Raw genomic sequence first — 24,251 nt, 5'->3', positions numbered from 1 at the left:
AATGCCTATGGAATCAGCAGATTTCGAAGAAGTGCTGCAGGAAGCGCTAACTGAGCGTGATATGCAGTTGCAGGAAAAAGAACTGCCAGAGATCAACATCGGTGAAGCCCTCCCGGTTAAAGAAGGCCTCGATTTCTCTCGGGACTATGTGGATTTCGGTGTATCCGAAGTGGTCGGTTCGGTTAAAGACGGCATCATTGGTAACAAGACAAACAGCCTGAAAACCATTGATAGTGATATCGAATGGCTGAAAGCACCTGTCGGCCAGTGGGCTAAAGCCGCTACCTGGACTCAACAGGAACTGGAGAAAATCGCACGTCTGAACATCAACCTGCAGACCAAAAAGCAGGATGATCTGTATGCCAACGCCCTTGCAACCATCCAGTATGCGGGTTACGTCGGCCATCGCGGCGTTAAAGGTCAGGAAGGGTTGCTGACAGGGACGATGGTTCAGCTTATCACCGACACGTCAGGCAAAACCATTGCCGAAATGACCTCTGATGGGTTCGTGAAACTGGTGCTGGATGCTTACAACGCGGCATGGCGCAAATCCAGTTACCGTATTCAGCCAACGCATATCGCCATGGACGCCAGCGACTTTATGCTCGCCATGCAGAAATTCGACCCGAATCCGATTGTTGTGGGTACTGACCTGCTCCCGATTGCGGCGATGGATCGCATTATGGCGGCGCTGCGTAAGGCTTCTGGTAATGAGTCCTTCAACATTACTTTCGTGAAAGTCCCGAGCAATTACGCGGTAGGTATCAAATCGGGTAAAACCCGCCTGGCCATATACACCTACGAAGCCGATTACGTCGAAATGGAAGTGCATATGCCGGAGCTGCTGGCGGCACGACAGCGTGATCTGCTGACATATGAGTGTGGCTATCGTTCTGCCTTCGGTGGCGCGATGTGGAAACAGCCGCAGTCCGCGGTGTACGTGGATTACAAATCCTCTCCGGCAGAGTAATCACAGGGGGTAGCATGGAATTCACCGTTCGTTACCCCGAGTTCGCCAGTGTTGCCCCTGCACGCATAGAGGGGGCGCTACAGGATGCAGCTAACCAGATGAGCCGCAAGGTGTGGAACAAGCTCTACGAGCAAGGGCTTCATGCTTTAGCGGCGCATCTGCTGTATGCGGCTGGCGCGCTCACTCCCTCCGGAAGTAGTAACGGGAAACCCCTACAGACAATCACCAGCCGATCCGTTGCAGGTGTGTCTCTGGGCTACTCTGCGCCCGATGCCGGGTTTGGGGCCAGCCATGATGGATACGGCTCAAGCTCATTCGGTCAGGAGTACCTGAGGCTTCGTAAGCTGGTAGGTGTGCATGTACTGGCAATACGGTAGTTATCAGGGAGTGGTTTTTTATGACTCCGGAAGAAACGCTAAAGCTTACCACCGAATACCTGAAGAACCTGCAGGCGATGAAAACGCATTACGTTGCAGTAGGTTTGCCAGCGGGCAAGGTGGGAAATAAAACCCACGATGACGGAACATCGATAATTGAGATCGGGGCGGTTCACGAGTTCGGTGCTGAAATCGATCACCCTGGCGGGACGGGGTATATGGCAACCGGTGGAAAAGCTACGTTTACCCGCAAGACCTTCATGGGACCGGTTAGCGGCTTTACGGCAGCCCACAAGATAACTATTCCCGAACGCTCCTTTCTTCGCGCTCCTTTCACCCTCAAAAAGTCGGAAATTAATCGGGCAATCGAAAAGGCCTGTGAAGCCGTAGGCTCCGGGTGTATGGATGCTGACACCGCTTTAAATTTGATAGGCGCGACGGCGCGAAATATCAGCGTGAAGGCCTTTGAGACTGCCGGGTATGGCACGTGGCCGGATATCACTGCTGCAACTAAAAAGGCTAAAGGATCGTCTGCGCCGTTAATTGATACAGGCGCCCTGCGTGGTGCCATAACGTGGGAGGTTCGTAAGTGAGCGACTTATCAGACCTTGATATGAGCGAAGCGTTAATCGGCTGGGAACAGCCTGTAAAACTCAAAACCCGCACTGAAACCACCATCGATTTTGAACCGGTCGTGACTGTTAACAGCCAGGACATTCTGGCGGTGGTGCAAAGTGCGAACAAAGAGAATCTGACGCTGGATAGCCTGGACTGGTCGAAAGAATATCTGCTGATTCATGCACGGCTGAAAATTGAAACCGGTCAGTTTATTGAGAAGGGAGGCAAGGACTACAAAGTCGTGTCCCCGGCCGATTTTATGGATTACGGATTCTGCGCTGTCATCGCCGAGGAAACCCGGCTCTCGCTACTGGTGCCAACGCCATGACACAACCCCATCTGAAAGCTGTCGCGCGTTTCGTGCGTGACCTTCTGGACTACGACGAGCAACTGATCAAGTTCGACCGTCGGAACGTGCAGGCGTCCGACTTTTCCACCAGTTATATCGTGGTAAACGGCTCACTACCGCAATCAGTGCTGGCCCGGGGCCAGCGCTTTAATGGTGACGCTGAAGTGATGACATATAGCGCCTCAGTGAGCCACGCGATTGTACTGGAGTTTTACGGGGATAAGGCTTACGTCAACGCTGAAAGCTTCCTGATGCTGAGTGAAAGCCAGCACGCGAACGAACTGCGCCGCACGCATTCACTCACCATCATGGCTGTCTCAAACATCATCGATGTGGGGCAACTCCTGGGGCAGTCCCACGGTAATCGTGTTCACCTGAGTTTCAATGTTCAGTATGCCCCTGCTCGGGACGTGCAGACGCTGCGCATCGATACGCCGCAGTTTCAATTTTTAGAGGACAAATAAATGTCGGCATCAATTAATAACGTCATTAATGTGACGCTTCTCGAAGAGGGGCGGGCGGCGGCGCGCGATAACATCAACGTCTGCGCAATTCTGACCAGCCAGACGGGCGTATTGAGCACCGCTGAACGCTGGCGTTCATACAAAAGTGCATCTGCTGTCGAACAGGACTGGGGGGCTTCTTCGGTCACCGCAGCTTTTGCGAATGTGTTTTTCGGGACCAGTCCTAACCCGGTATCCGCGGGCGGCACGCTGATCGTCGGTTACTGGAACGCTGCCGGGGAAACGCTGCCTGCGACCAGCGGTGTACTGCGTGGCGGTGAGATTTCTCAGGCGGTCTTACTGCCAGCGTTACGCGAGAAGTCTGACTGGTCATTCAGTATTGAGATTGACGGTACGAAGCACGATGTGACCGAAATTAATGGCATGACGGCGACGACACTGGCAGATGTAATCGCCCAAATCCAGGCGAAAATTACGCCAGATGTTGCATCGGTTGTTTTTGATGGCAGCCGTATAGCGATTACCAGCAAATCGACAGGGACTAACTCTGTTGTTGGTTATCCGACAGTGCTGGATGGTGGCTCTTTTATTGGCGATCTGCTGGCGGTTGCGGAGGGTTCCGGCGCTTCGCTGGTAAATGGTAGCGCATCAACTGAGATTTCACCTGAAACACAACTGGAGTCTCTCAGTAAACTTAAAGCACAGGTCAACATAAAAGGTGCAGCTTTCATCGACAAAATTCTCGATGTGCAGGTGCCGTTGATCGCTTCATGGGCTAAAGCGAATGCGGTAATCGTGTATGAGACATTTACCGGTTTGGCAGCTCTGGAAGTTGACCCGACTAACCCTGCATGGGCGGTCACACTCGCCAGCCAGAGTAATTTCCGCATGCTCTACAGCAAAGCAGGCAACCGGAAATTTGGTGTCAGCTATATGGCGCGCACGCATACCGTTAATTTCAACGGAGAACGCACTGCAATCACTTTGCACCTCAAAACGATGAACGTGCCGGCCGAAAGTTATGAGCAGACGGAGATCGACAAAGCGAAGCGCGTAGGTCTCGACATCTACACCACGATTAAAGACGTTCCCTGCGTGCTGTCGAGCGGTGCTAATGATTTTGTCGACAACGTCTATAACCTGATGGCCTACGTTGACGCAGTGCAGACGGATTCCTTCAACCTCCTTAAAACCACGCCGACTAAAGTCCCACAAACCTATTATGGCGTTGATCAGTTAGAGGACTGTGTAGAGAAAACCACGCATGGGTTTGTGAAGGCTGGGGTGTTCAATCCGGGTACCTGGACGCTGCCTGACTTCTTCGGGGATCGGGATATGTTTCTGCGAAATATCGAGCAAAACGGGTATTACGTGCTGGCCGGTGACCTGAAAGACCAGTCAACCGCAGACAGGCAGGAACGCAAATCCCCGGTTGTTCAGGTAGCAGTGAAGAATGCTGGTGCTGTTCACAGTGCCGATATCATCATCAATTTCAATAAATAAGGAGCGGTAAATGTCTCAGATTGTTATCAGTGCAGATACCGCGACCATCGTTCTGAATGGGCGAATCATCACGGATATCGCTGCGGGGGACTACGTCACGCTGACGCCATCCAATCCGCTTACAAGCCGCGCCAATAGTGCGAATAACGGCGTCACAATCTCCGGGCGTGTTGATGCCGGGGTGCATGTGATGGTGATACGTGTCCAGAAATTTTCTAACGATGATATCTGGCTTAACCAGCAGCGCAACGCCGCGATCCCCGTTGTCCTTAACGGCTCAGTTAAAGAGTCGTTCGTGCGCGACGGTGCGGCACTGAAGGAAACCTACGATCTACAGGCCGGTTCTATCACTACACAACCGACGCAAACCAAAAACAACCAGGACGTTAACGCACTAATGGAATACACCATTGAGTACCGCAATGTCGTGCGTAACGTATAAGGCCAGATATGTCTAAAGAACAGCAGAAAAAAGCACTCGAGATGATCAAGGCGGTCTACGATGACGGTTTTGCTGAGATTAACGGCAACCGCTACGACTTTGCAGCGATGACGCACAAAAAACGCCGCAAGGTTTTTGCCTTCTTCACAGGCATTGCCTCTGAGTTATCGCGGCAGTCTCTTGAGTTTCTGGACTCAGAGCGATTCGAGGAAATTGAACGCCTGATGTCCGATTACGTTCTGTTTGACGGTGTGCAACTGTCCAAGCAGCCGGAACACTTCGAATCCTACCCTGGTGATTACGTCATGCTAATCACAACAGCGCTTCAGGTTATCAGCCTGCCTTTTATGGGCGGGAGCAATATGAACTCACGTTCAGAAGCTCCAGACGTTCAGAAATTTACGTTAAATCCTCGAACATAAGCGACGACATGAGCATGTATCTGGCGCTATCAAAGGCCGGATACGGCCCCTATCACGAACTTGTTAAATTAGACACACCTGAGCTGTTTGACATGCTTGAGTTCGAGAATATCAGCGCAGACATTCAACACTACGAGATGGAGAAGGCGCGGAATGGCGATAGTTAACGAGCTTATTACCAAATTCGGCTTTATCGGTGATCTGGCGCCGCAGGAAACCTTCAATGCGAATCTGAAAGCGTCTATTGGTCTGCTTGCCGGTCTTGGGGCTGCTATCGCCGGTTCGGCTGCAGGAGTTGCTGGCTGGGTGACGTCTGTCAGTCAGTCTATTGATCCGCTGGTCCAGTTCTCCCGGGAAACGGGTGTGGCGATCGAGACCGTTCAGACACTGGGTTACGCGGCGTCCGTAAATGGTTCAAGTGTTGATGCGTTGCAGGCTTCGCTCGGTGAGATGACAAAAAGAGTGGGGGAGTTCGTTTCCACCGGAGAGGGGGAAGCAAAAGACGTTGCTGAAAGGCTGGGCCTTCAGTTCAAGGATATGAACGGGCAGGTAAAAAACTCCGATGTGATTTTTCGTGAACTGGCCGACAAACTGCACGGCATGAGCCAGGCAGAGAAGTTTTCTGTTCTGGATAAGATGGGTATAGACCGTTCCATGGTGCAGTTGCTATCCATGACGGGCGAAGAAATATCATCGTTGCAGAACAAGGCTGAGGCGCTTGGTGTTGTGACGCAAGACCAGGCCGATCAGTTTGCGGCCTACAACGATTCTCTGACTACGCTGGGGAAAGGTTTTGATGGTATCAAATTTCAGGTTGCCGTCGGATTTGTGCCAGTGCTGAAAGACCTGGTGGATGGGTTTACGGACTTTCTCATTGCAAACAAGGATCTCATCAAAAACGGATTGACCTATCTTGGAGAAATTATTTTCTCCGTCATGGGGATGATCCGCCGATTCCTGCCGATAGTTGCTGCTATCACCATTGCATTTGCCGCGTGGTGGTTGGTTACCGGAGGACTGGCAACAGTAATGGGCGTGCTGATGTCACCAGTAGTCCTTATCACCGCAGCCATACTGGGCATCGTTCTGGTTATCGATGATTTGCTGACTGCTATGGAAGGCGGCCAAAGTGTTATTGCTGATTTCTTCAAAGACACCTGGGGGATCGATATCGTCCCAGGTTTGTTGGCGATTAAAGACGCTGTCATGGTGGTGGTCGATTACATTATCGAGATATTCAAACAGGGCATTGAGAATATCAAGCTGCTCTTTAGCGCGCTAAGTAAGCTGGTCACAGGGGATTTCCAGGGGGCCTGGGATGACGTTGTGAAATCCTTCACCGAGAGTGTTGCATTGCTGAGAAAGCCCTTTGATGAGTTTATGCAGTGGGTTCTCGGGCTGTTTGCAAACCTCGGCGAGACCATCAAAAACACGATTAACAACGCGGCCTCAAACGCCTGGAACGCCACAAAATCATTCTTCGGGTTTGGTGAGGATGAACAGCAACAGGGTGTAACCGGCGGCGGTAACGGTGGCATGAGTCCTGATGGTATTCCTTACGGCATGAATGCTGCGGTGGGGATCGCTGGTGGTGGCGTGACAAGCAATTCAAGCATCAACCAGCAGAACACGATTCACATCAACACATCCGATCCAGTTGTCGCCGGGAATACTGCGGCAGATAGCCTGCAACAAAACATGAAGGATGCCAACCGGTTGAGTGGCAGAGGAGGGCGTTAATGGGAATTCTGGACGGCCTCATGCAGGCGCAATCTTCGGGCAAAGATACTGTTAAAAAGGTAGGGATCGGCGGGTTCTCAATGTTTGCCCGGGTGAGTGACGCTACTGAATACCCATCTCAGGTTCCTGTAGACGTACTGGAGGATGGTAGTAATGCGTCTGACGATATTATTAATGGCCCGCTGACGATAAAAATCAGTGGTGTTGTTGCCGATATCTATGTCGATGCGAAACCAAACTCTTCTTTTAGCCTGATGCCAGATTATTCGAAGTACGGTGAGGTGCTGGAGTATATCCCCGCAAAGACGCAGCAGCAGTTGCAGAAAATGAATGAGATTGCCGACCGCGCAGAGCAGGCCATCTTAAAGGCAAAACGCCTGGCTGATAAAGGAGCCGACCTGTTTGGGCTGGTGGGCAACCCGTCTACTGGTGGCGCTAAAGGTATACGTGAGCAATTTCTCGACTTCATTGAGGGGGTGTACTACGGCAAGCAGCTTATTTCCGTGGAGGTGGATTATCGCACCCATGAAAATATGGCGTTAAGCGGCCTGACCATCAGTACCGACAATCAAACGATGGAAACTAAGTTTGAAGCCAGTTTTACAAAAATCTCCTTCACTCAACTGACTACCGCACCGATAGAGCAGCACTTTAAATCGCCGTCGGCAGCCGCTAAATCAAAAACGGCGGGTGTTGCTAATAAGGGGGCGCAGACGCCCGCTGATAATTCTAAAAAAAGTAACGGGACCAGCCGGTCAAAATCAGTCATGACCTCGTTAAAAGGGGCGGCGAAATCTTTATTCTAATGAGAGTAACGCATGGATCCGATAACCAACATCACCGACGAACCTATCCAGCGCCACGTACTGCTGTTCGAGCGTGGTGAGGCTGTGGTCACTATTCGTTATCTGCCCACGGTAGAAATGTGGAAAATGCGCGTCGAGTACAACGGTGATTACATCGACGGCGTGAAACTGTCGCTGGGAACGCTTCATTTTCGGCACAAGAACTGGCCTTTCGATATCGCGTTACTTTGTACTGACAGCTCCGGCATTGACCCGTATCGGGCTGATGACTTCGCCAGTGGGCGCATCGAATTGTATCTGGTCACGCAGGAAGAGATGATTGATATTCGCGGGGGAGACGTGCCGTGATGGATACTTTTTACCGTGACTATCGGCTGACGGTGGGGATCGGCAATCAAGCAGTGGTTATCGAGCCACCGATCACCGTGTCATTCAAGGCGCTGGAAACCGTGGACAAGAAGTCACTCGGCAAGCTGAGTGTGTCCATCAACGGGCTAAAGCCCTCCACGCGTCTGCAATTGCTCAAGTCCGAAGATGAAGAGAAGTATATCCCGGTTCGCCTCGAGGTGGGTTACGACGGCAAGCTGCGCCAGGTATTTCAGGGTTCGGTTAAAAGCGGGGCGGTAAAACGTGAAGGTGCGATCCACATCGTCAGCCTTGAATGCGAAGATGGCGGTCACGACTATATCAATTCCTTCACATCGCGCACGGTGCGCGGTAAGGATCAGGTCGTCGATTCCGTTTTGCAGGACATGCCAAACACGAAAAAAGGCTCTGTGACGAAGCAACAGGCGCTTATCAGGCCGAAGGTTCTGGTAGGTAGCTCCAGTAAAATTCTTACCGATACCCTTGCGCCTGACGAGTCATTTTTCATCAAAGATGAGCGCGTCCACATCCTAAAGGCTAATGAGGTTACATCGGGTAACATTCCAGTCGTGAATGCGCGTAGTGGCCTACTTAACACCCCTCAGGCTACGAAGATTAGCGCGCAGGATGACGGCGGCCAGAAGGGGCAAAAACCCACTAACAACCCAGAAACCGATCCGGGGGGTAGTAACAAAGAGAAGGTTGACTCAAGCACACTGGTCCCTCAATCGAAAGGGCAGATCGTATTCGATACGAAATTGAATCCTATGCTGACCATCGGTGGGCTGTGCTCTCTGGAAAGCGTAACTAACCCTTCATTGAATGGCGTTTATAAGATCTATCAGATTGAAACCAGTGGGCAGTATACCGGCGGGGCATGGAGTCAAAAAGTGACAGCCAGACCAGCCGGAAATTACAAAGTGATAACCTAGGAAATATCATTCCCGATAACATATCGAAATATTTTTTGTAAGGTGATATTATCCGAATCCCTTTGCAAAGGAGTTTTTGGGATATGTCCTATATCGATTCAAATTTGATTGGCAAGGAAGAGGTTTTGTACCGCGGAGAAGTCACTCTCCTAGCTCTGATACCATGGGTTATCTGGGGTTTGATTCTGGCCCCGGTAACGGCTTTTGTTGGTCTGATACTTATACCGCTGGGTTACCTGATTCTTCGCTCCAACGAGGCCGGGATAACAAATAAGCGATTAATTGCAAAAGCTGGATTAATTAAGCGAGACACCGTAGAAATTCCGATCAAAAAGGTTTCAAGCTTGCAGATTAAGCAGGGTATAGTTGGGCGCATCTTCGGTTACGGCTCTCTGGTAATTAGTGACACTGGTTCTGCGCATGCCCCAATACGCTTCATCAAAGACCCAATGAGATTCCGTCAGCGATTCTTTGAGGCGCAGGAAGCTGCTGAGTCCGCGTAGTTGCAAAATATTAATGACATAAACCCGCTTCGGCGGGTTTTTTTATGGGCGCAATTCATGATTGAAGAACTTCACGACACCATCGGTCAGGGGGTGAATTTCGCGCTGGTCGATGTTCACACAATTGTCGTCGCAAAGATAACATCTGTAAACGATAAAACGATTGGATGTACACCTGTTGTTAACAGGGTTGTGGATGGTCAATCACGTCAGTTGCCTGAATTCATTGAGGTTCCTCCTGTAATTATTCAGGGTGGTGGAAGTTATATTGCAGAGCCAATTTCTGAGGGTGATTACTGTCTGGTCCTTATCTCAGAGCGTTGCTATGACTCATGGTATGCAGGAAGCGACTTTGTTTCTCCGTTAGAAATGAGAATGCACGATTACTCTGACGGCTTCGCGTTATGTGGCGTCAACCCCCAGGCAACTGCCATAAGTATCCCGACCGAACGCAGGATGATTAAGGGAGATAGTGACCACGACGGGTCGATGTACCTGACCGGTGATATTGAGCAGACCGAAGGAAAAACAACGCTCGAAGAGTGCGAGGTGCTTGGCCTAATGAAATATGGGACGCTACAAACCGAAGGGAAAGGTGGCGTAACGGGTTCCTTCAGGAGTGACGACGGCAAAACAATCACAGTAACCAACGGCATTATTACGGGGATCGCATGATTGTATCAGCGCTGGATAAAAACAATGACTGGACGTTTGGTCGAGGACGGAACAATTACATTACTGGTGGCGCCGCGATAGCCCAGAAAGTGAAGTGCCGCATCCGCTCGTTCAAAAACGATAATCCTCTCAACATGGATGACAACATCGACTGGCTTTACCTGTTATCAGAAAAAAACACCGAGCAGGAGATTCTGCGGGAGATAGAGCGTGTGACGCTGGCGACGGATGGGGTCATGCGCATCACCGCCCTGGCGATGGAGGTCAATAAGTCCACCCGGTCACAAAAAATCGAACTCAGCATTGAGACCGTCTATGACCAGCAGACGATCACCTTCCCGGTCAACGGAGAGTTGAAGAATGGCACTACAGTTTAACGACAACGGCCTTGAGACAAACACTCTCCGGGAGTTATTTCAGGAACTGAGCGACGGATATAAGGGAATTTATGGTCAGGATATTGATTTAGACCAGGAGTCACCTGACGGTCAACGCGTGGCAATCGAAGCTCAGGCTCGGGCAGATATTGAAGCCGCGCTGCAATGGCTTTATTCCCAAATTGACCCCGATTTTAATACTGGTGATATGCAGCAGATTATCGCCAAACTTCACGGACTTTTCCTTCGCCCTGGATCTCGTTCTCAGCGTGACCTTAAAGTCACAACAGACAGGCCTTTACTTCTCTATAGCGGGTACAAGATACGGGACCAGGCAAATCAGGTCTGGGTTATCCGACAGGATGTGACTGTTCCGGCGGGCGTCACAACAGTCACCTTTTTTGCTCAAAACTTTGGGAAGGTTACAGGACTGGTGACCGATACCTTCACTCAACTCACACCAGAACCTGGGGTTTTGAGTATTATCACTGATTCAGATGTTGTGGTAGGGCGGGATGAGGAAACACCCGAAGAGTTCAGGCAGCGTAGAAATCGGTCCCTTGAGAATCCAGCGACAGGTAGCACCGGTGCGATTTTCGCTAAAGTTGCTCAACTGACAGGTGTAATTGATCTGAATATCGGTGAGAACGACACGAAAATCGACGATCAGACTACGAGCATCCCAGCGAATTCTATATGGCTTGTCGTGGAAGGCGGCGCGATCTCTGAAATTGTAGAGGTCATGGTAAAACAGAAAGGAGGTGGAACGGGAACTAAAGGCAGCATTACCGGACGTTATACAGAAACGCTGGTTCGGCCTGACGGTACCACATTTCTGATAGCCCATGAACTTCAGTTTGATCGACCAGTCTACAAACCGCTTCATATCAGGCTCACGGCCCGCCGAAAGGTGCAAAATGAACCGATAGATATCGATACGCTCAAAAAATCTCTTGCGTCACGCATCATGCATATTGGCGAGTCTGTGGATGCTAACGAATTTTATGAGAATGGGTATGGAGTAGGACGGGTGAATTTTGTGCTGACCAATCTGCAAATTAGCAGTAATGGGGCAGATTACACCGATGCTGAGTTATCACCAGGCTTTCAGGGAAAGTTCACGCTGAGTGTGGAAAATATAGACGTTAACGAGGTGGTCCAGTGAATGACGACATCATTAACCGCTACACGCTAATGCTCATCAAGCAGTATTGGGAAAAGAAAAAAGCAAGGTCAGAGATACAGTCCATGCTCAGGCACTGGCAAATCATCGCCGATTTTATTCGTAACCCGGATAACTTTGATCTCGACCGGGTTACCGGATACCGGCTTGATGTCATTGGCCGGATAGTCGGCCTTCCCCGTAGCGTGCCGGCTGTTATTGCTCGTGTATTTTTCGGGTTTGAAGAACATCTGAATACCGCAGGCTTCGACAGTAAATCTAATGCAGCGTATGTCGGAGCACCTTTCTACAGCAAGTTTTCCCCGGCATATGGTGACTACCAACTGGCTGATAATGAGTATCGCAGGTTCCTCCGGGTCAAAATTGCGCGAAACGCTGCAGGTGCAACGATAGCGTCAGACGATCGAGTTAGCCTGCAGGATGTTATACAGACGGCATTCAACGGCGAAGCTTACGTGACCGACAGAAAAGACATGACGCTTGCGCTGAACGTTTCGCCGCGGGTATCAGTTGAAGAGTTACGCCTGATTGTGAAGCTTGGCCTGCTGCCGAAACCTGCTGGCGTTCGATACGATTATTTTTATCGGGTGACTCCTGGTCTGACATTCGGTTTCTCGCGAAACCCTTCGGCCAGAGGATTCGCCAGCAAGTTTAATACCGCCTACCAGGGCGGTTTTTTTTCGAGGAAAATCAATGTCTAAGATTGCACGATATCAGGGAAATGTTCGGGCTTTTGCCTCTGATGCACAGGGAATGGAAAGAACCGTTTTTGGTGGAACAAATCAGGCAGATGACCTGACCTCGCAGATCACGGCATCTTTCCTTCGCGGATGGGGAATTGTTGGCGCTTCCGAACACCCCTCGCTTGAGGACTTCAATGCGGCAATGTATGCAATGAGTCAGTTCATTGCGTATCAGCACCAAATGGGGGTTCCAGAGTGGCATGCAGAACAGGAGTATCATATCGGTTCGATCTGCACACACAGCGGAGAGCCTTATCAGTCCCTGGAGGATGGAAACATTGGCAACGAGCCGCCATCATCAAATTGGACTCCTGTTTTGACGTCAAAAAACGGTCTCGCAAACCTTGGTTTGGAAGAGTCAGCCTTTGGCTATAAAAACATGGTGGTTTTTTCTGCTCCCGGTGTTGTGAATTGGGTTGTGCCTGATGAGTTACGCAAAGGCAGAAAATGCTACGTGAAAGTCATTGGTGGCGGAGGTTCTGGCGGACGAGCTGCCGGAGGCGGAGGTGGCGGTGGTGGCGGCATCGCCGAAAAATTAATTGACCTTACAGAAGTAGAGTCAGTCACCCTGACAGTTGGTAATGGTGGTATCGCGCCAGCGGCGGGAACCAGCAATATTGCAGGTACTAATGGTGGAACTACTTCATTCGGTTCAATCTTGTCAGCAACAGGCGGGACTGGCGGTGCAACTCCGTCAGGTGGAGCCTGCGGCGTTGGTATCGGTGGCGATTTTAATACTTCACTTGGCCCAGGAAATCCTGGTTCTTCTTTCTCGACCAGTTTCGTTGGTGGTGGCGGTGGTGGCCCCGGAGGACAAGGCGCTGTTGATACATCCACACATGACGGAATTGATGCGTATGGGCCAGGTGGAGGAGGTGCCGGAGCCGCGCTGGGCGCACCGGCAGTTGCCGGACGCGCTGGTAAAGGTGGAAACGGTGTAATTATTATCAGGTGGTAAATATGTGGGCAAGAATAGAGAACAACACTGTAGTTGAAATAACGGATATCGATCCTGCTGGTCGCTTTCACCCATTATTGGTTTGGGTAGAATGCCCGGACTTTGTGCAGCCGGGCTTTACCTGTGACGGTGAGGTGTTTACACCTCAGGTGGAGCAGGCCAGTTAATATCCGGTGTGCTGGAGGAGTCGATAGACTCCAGTGCGTCCAGATAATCCAGCCACAGATTGTACTGCGCCAGTTCGTCTCCCGTCAGGCGTCCAATCGCGGCTTTACCAGGCCACTGCTTACTATTCATGTGGGCATTGGCCTGGTCAATTAACAATTGTTTTTGCGATTCAGCGGCAGCCACTTCTTCTTCATGAGTTGCTGGAGGGATTTCAGACCATGCAGGTAACCCGTCATCCCCAGCTACTCGAATCATTCCATCAGGCGGGCCCCCCATATATTCCATTGAAACATCATCAGGAATGTCAATTGCATCAGATAAGTTCCAACCCGCCGTCATGTAACTGTCAAGCAAACTGACGGGGAAAAATGCATTATTAATGGCCGACCATTTATAAATATTCATTCTATCTCCCGATAGCTCTGTAAATGAAAAACTCACCAGTAGCCGGGGAGCCTGTTACATCCAGAACCCCTGATACTCCCGTCTTAGTAAGAGTGTCCAGGCTCACCCCCCAGGATTTCACGCCCGAATTTCCGGTCTGAGTATTCGTCACTTCACCAATTTGAACTGTCAGGCACTGTCAGGCACTCGGTCGGGAAAGGGACAGGAAATGTTGCGACTGCAATCCCTGTTGATGAGTTCGCTACCGCAGATTGTCCCCATTGCTCGATGTATCCGTCAGGCGTTCTCCGCCAGTTAACTCCGGATGTAAAATTTGCAAGATGAACCGCATCTCCTAAACCAACCTTTGCAATAACGGCCATTTATCATCTTGACAATATTTCTTCTTTTCGCGTCATGATGACAAAGACTTAAGTGGAAAGAGCACTAATTGTCGAACGCATTCGTGCCGGTTTAGCAGTTACGGGCACGGAAGGTCGGATCGGAGAGTAGGACAACCAAAGTTAACCGCTGAGCAACTGGTACAGCCAATCTGTTAAAATAACTGGATCTTTGAAATAGGTACGTAATAATTATAAGGATATTTACACCAATGGAGAAAAGGACGGGGTGTGCTGACCTTTTATGAATTTGCCGTGATAAATGCCAGGCTAAGAAGCATCAGTGATACCTGGTCTGATTTATGGGGCTGTCTTTACTACCTGCCGGTAGGGGTTGGTAGAATAATCAGGCTTCACTATAGCGACCTTTCCGGCGAATGGCTTACTTTCAAACAGAGAGGGCGATTAAAGGAGGTGAGAGTGTTAGCTCCATCTCCTGTGAGGAGCCTAATCAGGAGGCGAAGAGAAGCATATCCTGATGATGTTTATGTGTTCCAGAGCCATTCAAACCGTGTTAAAGCGAAGAAAAATCCTGTTACTGTTATTGCATTCAATCGTGCGCTCAAAAAAGCATCCGCTGGTGTTACTGACACCATAGTGACCAGTAAATGCGCATAACACACATGGTGCCGCAACCGCACCGTATGGAAGAACGGGGGCGGTTGGCCCATACAAGTGCTTAGCTATCGCTTTTATCTGGATTGTTTGATAATCCAATTCCAATTTTAATTAATGCAAACGTTATTACACACAGGGAAATGGCAGTTATGGATAATACTAATATCAGATTGGTGATCATAAGGCTTCTTTTTAGTCATAGGATTCCTTTCTTAGACATTTATTGAGGTGGAATGTTCATTATTTAGTTTAAGCCAGAAATTGCGGTGTTAAAGGAATAAGTTGCCGCAACCACACCGTATGCAAGACTACGGTTGCGGCTGGCTGGCGATCGTTCGATCGTGCGAGTATTGAATGATTGCCCGCCGGTGCGGTTCCTACATATGCAATATGACAAAACAATGCTCTTATTCTGAAACCAGCCACATATCAGATTCTTCAAACATTTCTTCCAGCATGCGGTTCAGCCGTTCTTTCTCAGTTTTGGTGCAGTCGCTGTTTAAGGCGTTAGCCTGCATTGGCTTCACCCTCACCTCAGCATCAGGAAAAATCCGGTGCACCCGCTTCGTCAATTCGGCCAGAATGATGTTACTTGCACCTGGCAACCCGGCAACGTTTCTCTTGTCATAAACCAGCTCAACAAACATTTTTACCTTCTCCCTTTACTGGTTGGATATACAGTATATATACTGTGTTTTTATCCAGTGTCAATAGTAGATAGAGGTAACTATGGGCTTCCCTTCTCCGGCAGCGGACTACGTTGAGCGCCACATATCGCTAGACGAGAAATTTATTGAGCATCCATCAGCTACATACTTCATGAGAGCAGGGCAGACATACTGGAGAGAAGGCATCATGAATGGTGCCTTGCTAGTGGTAGATAGCTCCCTGATACCTTGCGATGGCTCTCTGCTCATCTGTAGGTTAGATGGTGAGCTAAAGATAAAACGCTTCCGCGTGCACCCAAGACCTCACCTGGTGAATCTGGAGAACGGTAAGCGCGAAGATATACCAGACTCAACGGGTGACTACAATGTGACTTCGCCAGTATTTGGGGTGATCACTTACATCATCAATGATGCACGATCGGGAGAGTTTGATGATTGTCCGGTGTTATAAAAGTAACGTAACATCGTATGTTAATGAAGAGATCGTATGCTGACGATTTCAGCGCTACAGTGTAATATGCACGCCAGTCATTGATGGGGTAGTTAATGTGGAATGTCCACCGCTGTGTCCATCAAGAAATAATTATCAGCATAGCGAGTTAAAAAATTCATATTTATGAAGAACATAAGAAATTTCTCCATCATTGCTCACATCGACCACGGTAAATCGACGCTGTCTGACCGTATTATTCAGATCTGCGGTGGCCTGTCTGACCGTGAAATGGAAGCGCAGGTTCTCGACTCGATGGATCTTGAGCGTGAGCGCGGTATTACCATTAAAGCGCAGAGCGTGACGCTCGACTTTAAAGCGTCTGATGGTGAAACTTACCAGCTTAACTTTATCGACACCCCTGGCCACGTTGACTTCTCGTATGAAGTTTCTCGCTCGCTGGCGGCCTGTGAGGGCGCATTGCTGGTGGTGGATGCCGGGCAGGGCGTTGAGGCGCAAACCCTGGCGAACTGCTACACCGCGATGGAAATGGATCTCGAAGTGGTGCCGGTTCTGAACAAAATTGACCTGCCAGCCGCCGATCCTGAACGTGTAGCCGAAGAGATTGAAGATATCGTCGGTATTGATGCCACTGACGCCGTACGCTGCTCGGCGAAAACCGGCGTAGGCGTCACCGACGTCCTGGAACGTCTGGTGCGTGATATTCCGCCGCCGGAAGGCGATCCGGATGGCCCGTTGCAGGCGCTGATCATCGACTCCTGGTTCGATAACTATCTTGGCGTTGTGTCGCTGGTACGTATTAAAAACGGCACCATGCGCAAAGGCGACAAAATCAAAGTGATGAGCACCGGGCAGGTCTATAACGCAGACCGACTGGGGATCTTCACACCAAAACAGGTCGACCGTACCGAGCTTAAATGTGGCGAGGTCGGTTGGCTGGTTTGTGCAATTAAAGACATTCTCGGCGCGCCGGTTGGTGATACGCTGACTCAGGCACGTAACCCGGCAGAAAAAGCGCTGCCAGGTTTTAAAAAGGTGAAGCCGCAGGTTTACGCCGGGCTGTTCCCGGTCAGCTCTGACGACTACGAGAACTTCCGTGACGCACTCGGTAAGCTGAGCCTCAACGACGCCTCGCTGTTCTATGAGCCAGAAAGTTCAACCGCGCTGGGCTTCGGCTTCCGCTGTGGCTTCCTGGGTCTGCTGCACATGGAGATCATTCAGGAACGTCTGGAGCGTGAATACGATCTGGATCTGATCACCACCGCGCCGACCGTTGTGTATGAAGTGGAAACCACTTCCAAAGAAACCATCTATGTTGACAGCCCGTCCAAGCTGCCGCCGCTGAACAACATCTATGAACTGCGCGAGCCCATCGCGGAATGCCATATGCTTCTGCCGCAGGCGTACCTGGGTAACGTCATAACCTTGTGTATTGAGAAGCGCGGTGTGCAAACCAACATGGTTTACCACGGAAACCAGGTGGCGTTGACCTATGAAATCCCGATGGCCGAAGTGGTTCTCGACTTCTTTGACCGTCTGAAATCAACCTCTCGCGGTTATGCCTCTCTGGATTACAACTTCAAACGTTTCCAGGCGTCCGATATGGTGCGTGTTGATGTGTTAATCAACAACGAACGTGTCGATGCGCTGGCGCTGATCACTCACCGTGATAACTCACAGAGTCGTGGTCGTGAGCTGGTGGAGAAGATGAAAGATCTGATCCCACGTCAGCAGTTCGATATCGCGATTCAGGCAGCCATCGGTACGCATATCATCGCGCGCTCCACGGTTAAACAATTGCGTAAAAACGTTCTGGCGAAATGCTATGGCGGCGATATCAGCCGTAAGAAAAAGCTGCTGCAGAAGCAGAAAGAAGGTAAGAAACGTATGAAGCAGATCGGTAACGTCGAACTGCCTCAGGAAGCGTTCCTCGCCATTCTGCATGTCGGCAAAGACAGCAAATAATAAATAGGAGTTGGCATGGCGAATATGTTTGCCCTGATTCTGGTGATTGCCACACTGGTAACGGGCGTTTTGTGGTGCATTGATAAATTTATCTTCGCACCAAAACGGCGGGAGCGTCAGGCTGCGGCGCAGGCCACTACCGGTGATGCACTGGATAAAACAACGCTGAAAAAAGTCGCGCCTAAGCCAGGCTGGCTGGAAACCGGCGCTTCGGTTTTCCCCGTGCTGGCGATCGTATTGGTCGTGCGCTCCTTTATCTATGAACCTTTCCAGATCCCGTCAGGTTCAATGATGCCGACGCTGCTGATTGGTGACTTTATTCTGGTAGAGAAATTTGCCTATGGAATTAAAGATCCGATTTACCAGAAAACGCTGATCGAAACGGGGCACCCGAAACGCGGCGACATCGTGGTCTTTAAATACCCGGAGGATCCGCGCCTGGATTATATCAAACGCGCAATCGGTCTGCCGGGCGACAAAGTGACCTACAACCCTGAAACGAAGGAAGTCACTATTCAGCCAGGCTGCAGTTCTGGACAGGCATGTGAAAACGCGCTGCCAGTCACCTACAGCAATGTTCAGCCGAGCGATTTCGTGCAGACATTTGCCCGTCGCAATGGCGGAGAGGCGACCAGTGGTTTCTTTGAGATGCCGCAGGGCGAAACGAAAGAAAATGGCATTCGTCTGGCCGAGCGAAAAGAAACGCTTGGCGAGGTGACGCACCGTATTCTGACCGTGCCCATTGCGCAGGATCAGGTGGGAATGTACTACCGCCAACCAGGTCAAAGCCTGGCAACGTGGATTGTGCCACCGGGACACTATTTCATGATGGGTGACAACCGTGATAACAGCGCCGACAGCCGTTATTGGGGATTTGTTCCTGAAGCGAACCTGGTAGGGAAAGCGACCGCCATCTGGATGAGCTTCGATAAACAAGAAGGTGAATGGCCAACGGGCGTTCGTCTCAGTCGCATCGGTGGTATCCACTAATCGCGGCTAAAAATTCACGTTGTCGTCTTTTTGTGGCGACAGCGTGAATTATTTCTTAGATAAATCTTCCCTGGCTAACGACATCCCCTGTCGTTGTGTATAGAATATTCCCCCGAAGTTTCAGGTTGGCGCCTTTAGGTCGCCACGGCACACGAAACAGCGTTGGTCCCCATATACGAATGTACTGAAGCTGCCTTAGCGCGGCGGGTTACTGTCATGTATATCAGGTCTGTTTCGTGTGCTGCATTGTTGACGCATTTATTTATTGGTATCGCATGAACCCCATCGTAATTAATCGGCTTCAACGGAAGCTGGGCTACACTTTTACTCATCAGGAGTTGTTGCAGCAGGCATTAACGCACCGCAGTGCCAGCAGCAAACATAACGAGCGTTTAGAATTTCTCGGCGACTCAATTTTAAGCTTTGTCATTGCTAATGCGCTTTATCACCGTTTCCCACGCGTGGACGAAGGTGATATGAGCCGTATGCGTGCCACGCTGGTGCGTGGGAATACGCTGGCAGAACTTGCCCGTGAATTTGACCTCGGTGAGTGCCTGCGTTTAGGTCCGGGTGAGCTGAAAAGCGGTGGTTTCCGCCGTGAATCTATCCTCGCGGATACCGTGGAAGCGCTGATCGGTGGGGTATTCCTCGACAGCGATATTCAGACCGTCGAAAAACTGATCCTCAACTGGTATCAGAGCCGTCTGGACGAAATCAGTCCGGGCGATAAGCAAAAAGATCCGAAAACGCGTTTGCAGGAATATTTACAGGGTCGCCATCTGCCGCTGCCGTCATATCTGGTGGTACAGGTCCGTGGCGAAGCACACGATCAAGAATTTACTATCCACTGCCAGGTCAGTGGCCTGAGTGAGCCGGTGGTTGGCACCGGTTCGAGCCGTCGCAAGGCGGAGCAGGCTGCCGCCGAACAGGCGCTGAAAAAACTGGAGCTGGAATGAGCATCGATAAAAGTTACTGCGGATTTATTGCCATCGTCGGTCGTCCGAACGTTGGCAAATCCACCCTGTTGAATAACCTGCTTGGGCAGAAGATTTCGATCACTTCCCGCAAAGCGCAGACCACGCGTCACCGTATTGTCGGCATCCATACCGAAGGGGCGTACCAGGCGATTTACGTGGATACCCCTGGGCTGCATATGGAAGAAAAGCGCGCCATCAACCGCCTGATGAACAAAGCGGCCAGCAGCTCCATTGGTGACGTAGAACTGGTCATCTTCGTGGTGGAAGGCACCCGCTGGACTGCGGACGATGAGATGGTGCTTAACAAACTGCGCGACGGCAAAGCGCCGGTGATTCTGGCCGTTAACAAAGTGGATAACGTACAGGAAAAAGCCGATCTGCTGCCGCATCTGCAGTGGCTGGGGCGCCAGATGAACTTCCTGGATATTGTCCCGCTGTCAGCGGAAACCGGTCTGAACGTCGACACCATCGCAGGTATTGTGCGTAAGCATCTGCCGGAAGCTGTGCATCACTTCCCGGAAGATTACATCACCGACCGTTCTCAGCGCTTTATGGCCTCTGAAATCATCCGGGAAAAGCTGATGCGTTTCCTTGGCGCAGAGCTGCCATATTCGGTGACTGTAGAAATCGAACGTTTCCAGACCAACGAGCGTGGCGGTTACGACATCAACGGGCTGATCCTCGTTGAGCGCGAAGGACAGAAGAAGATGGTGATTGGCAACAAAGGGTCCAAAATCAAAACCATCGGTATTGAAGCGCGTAAAGACATGCAGGAAATGTTCGAAGCCCCGGTTCACCTTGAACTGTGGGTGAAAGTGAAATCCGGCTGGGCCGACGACGAACGCGCACTGCGTAGTCTCGGTTACGTAGACGACCTTTAATCACCTTCTTGTTACCCATACGCTATGACTGAAGGGTGGCAGCGCGCATTTGTTCTGCACAGCCGTCCGTGGAGCGAAACCAGTCTTATGCTGGACGTCTTCACGGAAGAGTCCGGTCGCGTGCGTCTTGTTGCCAAAGGCGCACGTTCCAAACGCTCAAATTTGAAAGGCGCTCTTCAGCCTTTTACCCCTCTGCTGGTTCGCTTTGGCGGGCGTGGTGAAGTTAAAACCCTACGCAGCGCTGAAGCAGTATCCCTTGCGCTCCCCCTGAGTGGCATCACTTTATACAGCGGTCTGTACGTCAACGAATTGCTTGCTCGCGTGCTGGAGCACGAAACTCGCTTTTCCGCGCTCTTCTTCGATTACCTGCACTGTATCCAGGCGCTGGCTGGCGCGACCGGAACGCCGGAGCCTACGCTGCGTCGTTTTGAACTGGCACTCCTCGGGCATCTTGGATACGGCGTAGATTTTCTTCACTGCGCGGGAAGCGGTGAGCCGGTGGACGACACCATGACCTACCGTTACCGGGAAGAAAAAGGCTTTATTGCCAGCATCGTTATCGACAACAACACCTTTACCGGACGCCATCTGCGGGCGCTGTATGAACGTGAATTTCCAGATGTTGATACCCTACGGGCTGCGAAACGCTTTACCCGTATGGCGCTGAAGCCGTATCTTGGGGGTAAGCCTTTAAAGAGCCGCGAATTATTCCGGCAGTTTATGCCGATGCGAAAATAAAATGACGAGGATTGTGATGGCTGAATTACTGTTAGGCGTCAATATTGACCACATTGCTACATTACGTAATGCCCGTGGTACCGCTTATCCGGATCCGGTACAGGCGGCATTTATTGCCGAACAGGCAGGTGCCGATGGCATCACCGTGCATTTGCGCGAAGACCGCCGCCATATTACCGATCGTGATGTACGCATTTTGCGCCAGACGCTGGATACGCGCATGAATCTGGAAATGGCCGTCACCGAAGAGATGTTAGCGATTGCCGTTGAGACGAAGCCACACTTCTGTTGTCTGGTGCCGGAGAAGCGTCAGGAAGTCACCACGGAAGGCGGTCTGGATGTCGCCGGGCAGCAAGACAAAATGCGTGATGCCTGTAAGCGTCTGGCTGACGCCGGGATCCTCGTATCACTCTTCATTGACGCTGACGACGCGCAGATTAAAGCCGCTGCTGACGTTGGTGCCCCGTACATTGAAATCCATACCGGCTGTTATGCCGATGCTAAGACCGACGCCGAGCAGGCGCAGGAACTGGCGCGCATTGCCAAAGCGGCAACTTTCGCTGCGAGTCTTGGCCTGAAAGTGAATGCGGGTCACGGCCTGACATACCACAATGTGAAAGCCATTGCAGCCTTGCCGGAAATGCACGAACTAAATATCGGCCATGCGATTATTGGCCGGGCGGTAATGACCGGTCTGAAAGAGGCGGTAGCCGAAATGAAGCGTCTGATGCTGGAAGCGCGCGGCTAATGGCGATCCTTGGCTTAGGTACCGATATTGTGGAGATTGCTCGTATTGAAGCGGTGATCTCCCGATCCGGCGACCGGCTTGCCAGACGCGTCCTGAGCGATAACGAGTGGGGCATCTGGCAAACGCATCAGCAACCGGTTCGCTTTCTGGCTAAACGTTTTGCGGTCAAAGAAGCCGCAGCGAAAGCCTTTGGCACCGGAATCCGTAATGGTCTGGCGTTTAATCAATTTGAAGTGTTTAACGATGAACTTGGCAAACCGCGCCTGCGGCTTTGGGGCGAAGCATTAGCGCTGGCAGAGAGACTGGGGGTCGCTCATATGCATGTGACGCTGGCCGATGAACGCCACTACGCCTGTGCCACGGTGATTCTCGAGAGTTAGGTCAGGGACTGATGCATTTGTTGGCTTGATAAGCGTAGCGCCATCAGGCAGTTTAGCCGCGTTAGCTTATAGCTTGTCGGCGTGGTGCATTAGCACAAACTTGTCCCACAGCTGTTCTTCGGATTCAACATGCTGCGGATCTTTCAGGATGGTGTTGGGGATCGGGCACACCTTCTGGCAGGTGGGCGTTTCGTAATGCCCAACGCATTCGGTGCACTTGTCGCTGTTAATCTCATAGATGCTATTACCCATAGAAATGGCCTCGTTCGGGCATTCGGGTTCGCACATATCGCAATTGATACATTTTTTGGTGATTAACAGCGCCATCAGGAAATTCTCAGAACCAACACAAACAGGGCGGGCATTATACACAAAATCATTCAAGTTGTATCAAGGCGGCAAGTCTGAGAATCCCCAGGCGCTTACTTAAGTCAGTGACTGGGGGGAGCAGACGCAGCCAACGCAGAGACAGCTTGAAGGATGACGTGTATATACGCGCATTCTTTGCTCAAACCAGTTTTTTTACCAGCGCCTCGCTGTGGCGAATTCGCTCCGGCGCATGCTCCAGATCCTGCTGTACCAGCGCCATAAAAAGCAGGTCGCTCAGCATCATCTGCGCGTGGGTAGAGGAGATGGCGGCGCTGCGCGTAGCCTGTTCTTCGGCAATGGTGTACAGGCAGCGGGTAGCGCGTTGTTGCAAAGCATTGGGCGAAAAACCGGTGATCGCGAGGATCTTACCGCCGACGCGTAACATTTCGTCTGCCGCCAGATTCAGCTCCCGGCGTTCGCCGCTGTAAGAAATCGCCAGCAACAGATCGTCGTCCGTCAACGCCTGAACCGCCGCAAGCAACGCGTGCATATCACGCTCAACCGCGACGTTAAACCCGATCTTCATGAGTTTCCAGGCAAAGTTCTGCGCGACCAGTCCAGACGCGCCGATCCCTGTCACCACGATACGTCGGGCGGTACGCAGCAACGTCACGCTTTCCAGCAGCTTCTCTTCGCTATTGACGTCCAGCGTGGCATGCATTGCCGCAATATTTTCTTTGATCAGTTTTTCACCCACCAGGCAAAGGGGGTCGTCGCCGCGAATTTGGTTATGTACCGGAACGGAATGCGGGCTGGAAGTGCTTGCCAGCGCCTCGCTTATCGCCAGCTTCAGCGCAGGGAACCCTTTGTAGCCGAGTTTTTGCGCAAATTTCACCACGCTGGACTGACTCACACCAGCCTCGCTCGCCAGCTGCTGGGAGCTGAGATGCCGTGCAGCGTCAGGTTGCGCAAGAAGATACTCTGCGAGTTTTTTGTCGCTTTGCGCTAATCCCAGGTAACGCTGACGAATGCGAATCAAACAGTTCATGGTTTCTCCGGAGGAAAACGTGAGGGCGATAACAATTCAAAATTTCATTCGCCTCAGGGAATATTATATTCCATTATTGGTAGATAATATGAATTAA

General features: G+C 51.1%; 31 protein-coding genes. 27 read left to right on the top strand and 4 right to left on the bottom strand.

Annotated features, from left to right (window positions below):
• Position 1: 1 nt before the first annotated feature.
• The 18 genes from HVY19_RS15370 to HVY19_RS20820 all read left to right on the top strand — a co-directional run bounded on the left by HVY19_RS15370 (position 2) and on the right by HVY19_RS20820 (position 13,428).
• Positions 2 to 970 (top strand): major capsid family protein, encoded by a 969-nt coding sequence (locus HVY19_RS15370; RefSeq protein WP_001131969.1) that lies wholly within the window; start codon positions 2 to 4, stop codon positions 968 to 970.
• 14 nt (positions 971 to 984) lie between these two features.
• Positions 985 to 1,347, top strand: coding sequence for a DUF4054 domain-containing protein (locus tag HVY19_RS15365; protein ID WP_019076905.1), 363 nt, complete (start codon positions 985 to 987; stop codon positions 1,345 to 1,347).
• A gap of 20 nt (positions 1,348 to 1,367) precedes the next feature.
• On the top strand, positions 1,368 to 1,940 hold the full coding sequence (locus HVY19_RS15360) for a hypothetical protein (protein ID WP_181681395.1): 573 nt from the start codon (positions 1,368 to 1,370) through the stop codon (positions 1,938 to 1,940).
• Positions 1,937 to 2,293, top strand: coding sequence for a hypothetical protein (locus HVY19_RS15355; protein WP_181681394.1), 357 nt, complete (start codon positions 1,937 to 1,939; stop codon positions 2,291 to 2,293). The genes HVY19_RS15360 and HVY19_RS15355 overlap by 4 nt, the downstream gene beginning before the upstream one ends.
• Entirely contained in the window at positions 2,290 to 2,778 is a 489-nt protein-coding gene (locus tag HVY19_RS15350) for a hypothetical protein (protein ID WP_016156263.1), read from the top strand. Before HVY19_RS15355 ends, HVY19_RS15350 begins: the two co-directional genes overlap by 4 nt.
• Entirely contained in the window at positions 2,779 to 4,281 is a 1,503-nt protein-coding gene (locus HVY19_RS15345) for a DUF3383 family protein (RefSeq protein ID WP_181681393.1), read from the top strand.
• A 10-nt stretch (positions 4,282 to 4,291) separates the two neighbouring features.
• Positions 4,292 to 4,723: a hypothetical protein gene (locus HVY19_RS15340; RefSeq protein ID WP_016156265.1), complete on the top strand. Its 432-nt coding sequence runs from the start codon at positions 4,292 to 4,294 to the stop codon at positions 4,721 to 4,723.
• Between the two features lie 8 nt (positions 4,724 to 4,731).
• Complete coding sequence (locus HVY19_RS15335; RefSeq protein ID WP_181681392.1) at positions 4,732 to 5,145, top strand: hypothetical protein; 414 nt, start codon at positions 4,732 to 4,734, stop codon at positions 5,143 to 5,145.
• Positions 5,146 to 5,298: 153 nt separating this feature from the next.
• Positions 5,299 to 6,885: a hypothetical protein gene (locus tag HVY19_RS15330; protein ID WP_181681391.1), complete on the top strand. Its 1,587-nt coding sequence runs from the start codon at positions 5,299 to 5,301 to the stop codon at positions 6,883 to 6,885.
• Positions 6,885 to 7,691, top strand: coding sequence for a phage baseplate protein (locus tag HVY19_RS15325; RefSeq protein WP_181549072.1), 807 nt, complete (start codon positions 6,885 to 6,887; stop codon positions 7,689 to 7,691). Before HVY19_RS15330 ends, HVY19_RS15325 begins: the two co-directional genes overlap by 1 nt.
• A gap of 12 nt (positions 7,692 to 7,703) precedes the next feature.
• Positions 7,704 to 8,039, top strand: coding sequence for a hypothetical protein (locus HVY19_RS15320; RefSeq protein ID WP_181681390.1), 336 nt, complete (start codon positions 7,704 to 7,706; stop codon positions 8,037 to 8,039).
• A complete protein-coding gene (locus HVY19_RS15315) occupies positions 8,039 to 8,989 on the top strand; it encodes a hypothetical protein (protein WP_181681389.1) in 951 nt (316 codons plus the stop codon). The genes HVY19_RS15320 and HVY19_RS15315 overlap by 1 nt, the downstream gene beginning before the upstream one ends.
• 83 nt (positions 8,990 to 9,072) lie before the next feature.
• Complete coding sequence (locus HVY19_RS15310) at positions 9,073 to 9,492, top strand: PH domain-containing protein (protein WP_145527454.1); 420 nt, start codon at positions 9,073 to 9,075, stop codon at positions 9,490 to 9,492.
• Between the two features lie 57 nt (positions 9,493 to 9,549).
• Positions 9,550 to 10,167: a Gp138 family membrane-puncturing spike protein gene (locus tag HVY19_RS15305; RefSeq protein WP_181681388.1), complete on the top strand. Its 618-nt coding sequence runs from the start codon at positions 9,550 to 9,552 to the stop codon at positions 10,165 to 10,167.
• A complete protein-coding gene (locus tag HVY19_RS15300; protein ID WP_181681387.1) occupies positions 10,164 to 10,544 on the top strand; it encodes a hypothetical protein in 381 nt (126 codons plus the stop codon). The genes HVY19_RS15305 and HVY19_RS15300 overlap by 4 nt, the downstream gene beginning before the upstream one ends.
• The gene (locus HVY19_RS15295; protein ID WP_181681386.1) at positions 10,528 to 11,709 is read left to right on the top strand and encodes a baseplate J/gp47 family protein; all 1,182 of its coding nucleotides are present in this window, start codon (positions 10,528 to 10,530) and stop codon (positions 11,707 to 11,709) included. Before HVY19_RS15300 ends, HVY19_RS15295 begins: the two co-directional genes overlap by 17 nt.
• A complete protein-coding gene (locus tag HVY19_RS15290; protein WP_181681385.1) occupies positions 11,706 to 12,428 on the top strand; it encodes a DUF2612 domain-containing protein in 723 nt (240 codons plus the stop codon). The genes HVY19_RS15295 and HVY19_RS15290 overlap by 4 nt, the downstream gene beginning before the upstream one ends.
• Positions 12,421 to 13,428 carry a glycine-rich domain-containing protein gene (locus HVY19_RS20820; RefSeq protein ID WP_249419086.1) on the top strand — a complete coding sequence of 336 codons (1,008 nt, stop codon included), beginning with the start codon at positions 12,421 to 12,423 and terminating at the stop codon, positions 13,426 to 13,428. Before HVY19_RS15290 ends, HVY19_RS20820 begins: the two co-directional genes overlap by 8 nt.
• 138 nt (positions 13,429 to 13,566) lie before the next feature.
• Here the strand turns inward: HVY19_RS20820 and HVY19_RS15280 are convergent, their stop codons facing one another.
• Complete coding sequence (locus HVY19_RS15280) at positions 13,567 to 14,001, bottom strand: tail fiber assembly protein (RefSeq protein WP_181681073.1); 435 nt, start codon at positions 13,999 to 14,001, stop codon at positions 13,567 to 13,569.
• 611 nt (positions 14,002 to 14,612) lie between these two features.
• Between HVY19_RS15280 and HVY19_RS15275 the strand changes: the two genes are divergently transcribed.
• A complete protein-coding gene (locus tag HVY19_RS15275; RefSeq protein ID WP_090049538.1) occupies positions 14,613 to 14,999 on the top strand; it encodes a hypothetical protein in 387 nt (128 codons plus the stop codon).
• A gap of 407 nt (positions 15,000 to 15,406) precedes the next feature.
• Here the strand turns inward: HVY19_RS15275 and HVY19_RS15270 are convergent, their stop codons facing one another.
• Positions 15,407 to 15,646, bottom strand: coding sequence for a DinI family protein (locus HVY19_RS15270; protein WP_104446768.1), 240 nt, complete (start codon positions 15,644 to 15,646; stop codon positions 15,407 to 15,409).
• An 82-nt stretch (positions 15,647 to 15,728) separates the two neighbouring features.
• Here HVY19_RS15270 and HVY19_RS20705 point away from each other — a divergent pair, with 82 nt between their 5' ends.
• The 8 genes from HVY19_RS20705 to acpS all read left to right on the top strand — a co-directional run bounded on the left by HVY19_RS20705 (position 15,729) and on the right by acpS (position 22,797).
• Positions 15,729 to 16,118: a S24 family peptidase gene (locus HVY19_RS20705; protein ID WP_220132929.1), complete on the top strand. Its 390-nt coding sequence runs from the start codon at positions 15,729 to 15,731 to the stop codon at positions 16,116 to 16,118.
• 165 nt (positions 16,119 to 16,283) lie between these two features.
• Positions 16,284 to 18,083: a translation elongation factor 4 gene (lepA, locus tag HVY19_RS15265; protein WP_181681384.1), complete on the top strand. Its 1,800-nt coding sequence runs from the start codon at positions 16,284 to 16,286 to the stop codon at positions 18,081 to 18,083.
• Positions 18,084 to 18,098: 15 nt separating this feature from the next.
• On the top strand, positions 18,099 to 19,073 hold the full coding sequence (gene lepB / locus HVY19_RS15260; RefSeq protein WP_181681383.1) for a signal peptidase I: 975 nt from the start codon (positions 18,099 to 18,101) through the stop codon (positions 19,071 to 19,073).
• A 275-nt stretch (positions 19,074 to 19,348) separates the two neighbouring features.
• The gene (rnc, locus tag HVY19_RS15255; RefSeq protein ID WP_162379144.1) at positions 19,349 to 20,029 is read left to right on the top strand and encodes a ribonuclease III; all 681 of its coding nucleotides are present in this window, start codon (positions 19,349 to 19,351) and stop codon (positions 20,027 to 20,029) included.
• Complete coding sequence (era, locus tag HVY19_RS15250; RefSeq protein ID WP_181681382.1) at positions 20,026 to 20,931, top strand: GTPase Era; 906 nt, start codon at positions 20,026 to 20,028, stop codon at positions 20,929 to 20,931. The genes rnc and era overlap by 4 nt, the downstream gene beginning before the upstream one ends.
• 24 nt (positions 20,932 to 20,955) lie before the next feature.
• A complete protein-coding gene (gene recO, locus HVY19_RS15245) occupies positions 20,956 to 21,669 on the top strand; it encodes a DNA repair protein RecO (protein ID WP_181681381.1) in 714 nt (237 codons plus the stop codon).
• Positions 21,670 to 21,685: 16 nt separating this feature from the next.
• A complete protein-coding gene (gene pdxJ / locus HVY19_RS15240; protein ID WP_181681380.1) occupies positions 21,686 to 22,417 on the top strand; it encodes a pyridoxine 5'-phosphate synthase in 732 nt (243 codons plus the stop codon).
• Positions 22,417 to 22,797, top strand: coding sequence for a holo-ACP synthase (gene acpS, locus HVY19_RS15235; RefSeq protein ID WP_181681379.1), 381 nt, complete (start codon positions 22,417 to 22,419; stop codon positions 22,795 to 22,797). Before pdxJ ends, acpS begins: the two co-directional genes overlap by 1 nt.
• A gap of 66 nt (positions 22,798 to 22,863) precedes the next feature.
• Here the strand turns inward: acpS and HVY19_RS15230 are convergent, their stop codons facing one another.
• On the bottom strand, positions 22,864 to 23,124 hold the full coding sequence (locus HVY19_RS15230; protein WP_181681378.1) for a YfhL family 4Fe-4S dicluster ferredoxin: 261 nt from the start codon (positions 23,122 to 23,124) through the stop codon (positions 22,864 to 22,866).
• Between the two features lie 181 nt (positions 23,125 to 23,305).
• Entirely contained in the window at positions 23,306 to 24,154 is an 849-nt protein-coding gene (locus HVY19_RS15225; RefSeq protein ID WP_181681377.1) for a MurR/RpiR family transcriptional regulator, read from the bottom strand.
• Positions 24,155 to 24,251: the final 97 nt, after the last annotated feature.

Origin of the sequence: Citrobacter sp. RHB25-C09, from assembly GCF_013836145.1 — a bacterium.
GTDB lineage: Bacteria > Pseudomonadota > Gammaproteobacteria > Enterobacterales > Enterobacteriaceae > Citrobacter_A.
This window is presented reverse-complemented; position numbering and strand designations above follow the sequence as displayed.

Coding starts and splice junctions, on each gene's coding strand:
- HVY19_RS15370 (WP_001131969.1), top strand. CDS start 2: ATGCCTATGGAATCAGCAGATTTCGAAGAAGTGCTGCAGGAAGCGCTA.
- HVY19_RS15365 (WP_019076905.1), top strand. CDS start 985: ATGGAATTCACCGTTCGTTACCCCGAGTTCGCCAGTGTTGCCCCTGCA.
- HVY19_RS15360 (WP_181681395.1), top strand. CDS start 1,368: ATGACTCCGGAAGAAACGCTAAAGCTTACCACCGAATACCTGAAGAAC.
- HVY19_RS15350 (WP_016156263.1), top strand. CDS start 2,290: ATGACACAACCCCATCTGAAAGCTGTCGCGCGTTTCGTGCGTGACCTT.
- HVY19_RS15345 (WP_181681393.1), top strand. CDS start 2,779: ATGTCGGCATCAATTAATAACGTCATTAATGTGACGCTTCTCGAAGAG.
- HVY19_RS15340 (WP_016156265.1), top strand. CDS start 4,292: ATGTCTCAGATTGTTATCAGTGCAGATACCGCGACCATCGTTCTGAAT.
- HVY19_RS15335 (WP_181681392.1), top strand. CDS start 4,732: ATGTCTAAAGAACAGCAGAAAAAAGCACTCGAGATGATCAAGGCGGTC.
- HVY19_RS15330 (WP_181681391.1), top strand. CDS start 5,299: ATGGCGATAGTTAACGAGCTTATTACCAAATTCGGCTTTATCGGTGAT.
- HVY19_RS15325 (WP_181549072.1), top strand. CDS start 6,885: ATGGGAATTCTGGACGGCCTCATGCAGGCGCAATCTTCGGGCAAAGAT.
- HVY19_RS15320 (WP_181681390.1), top strand. CDS start 7,704: ATGGATCCGATAACCAACATCACCGACGAACCTATCCAGCGCCACGTA.
- HVY19_RS15315 (WP_181681389.1), top strand. CDS start 8,039: ATGGATACTTTTTACCGTGACTATCGGCTGACGGTGGGGATCGGCAAT.
- HVY19_RS15310 (WP_145527454.1), top strand. CDS start 9,073: ATGTCCTATATCGATTCAAATTTGATTGGCAAGGAAGAGGTTTTGTAC.
- HVY19_RS15305 (WP_181681388.1), top strand. CDS start 9,550: ATGATTGAAGAACTTCACGACACCATCGGTCAGGGGGTGAATTTCGCG.
- HVY19_RS15300 (WP_181681387.1), top strand. CDS start 10,164: ATGATTGTATCAGCGCTGGATAAAAACAATGACTGGACGTTTGGTCGA.
- HVY19_RS15295 (WP_181681386.1), top strand. CDS start 10,528: ATGGCACTACAGTTTAACGACAACGGCCTTGAGACAAACACTCTCCGG.
- HVY19_RS20820 (WP_249419086.1), top strand. CDS start 12,421: ATGTCTAAGATTGCACGATATCAGGGAAATGTTCGGGCTTTTGCCTCT.
- HVY19_RS15280 (WP_181681073.1), bottom strand. CDS start 14,001: ATGAATATTTATAAATGGTCGGCCATTAATAATGCATTTTTCCCCGTC.
- HVY19_RS15270 (WP_104446768.1), bottom strand. CDS start 15,646: ATGTTTGTTGAGCTGGTTTATGACAAGAGAAACGTTGCCGGGTTGCCA.
- HVY19_RS20705 (WP_220132929.1), top strand. CDS start 15,729: ATGGGCTTCCCTTCTCCGGCAGCGGACTACGTTGAGCGCCACATATCG.
- lepA (WP_181681384.1), top strand. CDS start 16,284: ATGAAGAACATAAGAAATTTCTCCATCATTGCTCACATCGACCACGGT.
- lepB (WP_181681383.1), top strand. CDS start 18,099: ATGGCGAATATGTTTGCCCTGATTCTGGTGATTGCCACACTGGTAACG.
- rnc (WP_162379144.1), top strand. CDS start 19,349: ATGAACCCCATCGTAATTAATCGGCTTCAACGGAAGCTGGGCTACACT.
- era (WP_181681382.1), top strand. CDS start 20,026: ATGAGCATCGATAAAAGTTACTGCGGATTTATTGCCATCGTCGGTCGT.
- recO (WP_181681381.1), top strand. CDS start 20,956: ATGACTGAAGGGTGGCAGCGCGCATTTGTTCTGCACAGCCGTCCGTGG.
- pdxJ (WP_181681380.1), top strand. CDS start 21,686: ATGGCTGAATTACTGTTAGGCGTCAATATTGACCACATTGCTACATTA.
- acpS (WP_181681379.1), top strand. CDS start 22,417: ATGGCGATCCTTGGCTTAGGTACCGATATTGTGGAGATTGCTCGTATT.
- HVY19_RS15230 (WP_181681378.1), bottom strand. CDS start 23,124: ATGGCGCTGTTAATCACCAAAAAATGTATCAATTGCGATATGTGCGAA.
- HVY19_RS15225 (WP_181681377.1), bottom strand. CDS start 24,154: ATGAACTGTTTGATTCGCATTCGTCAGCGTTACCTGGGATTAGCGCAA.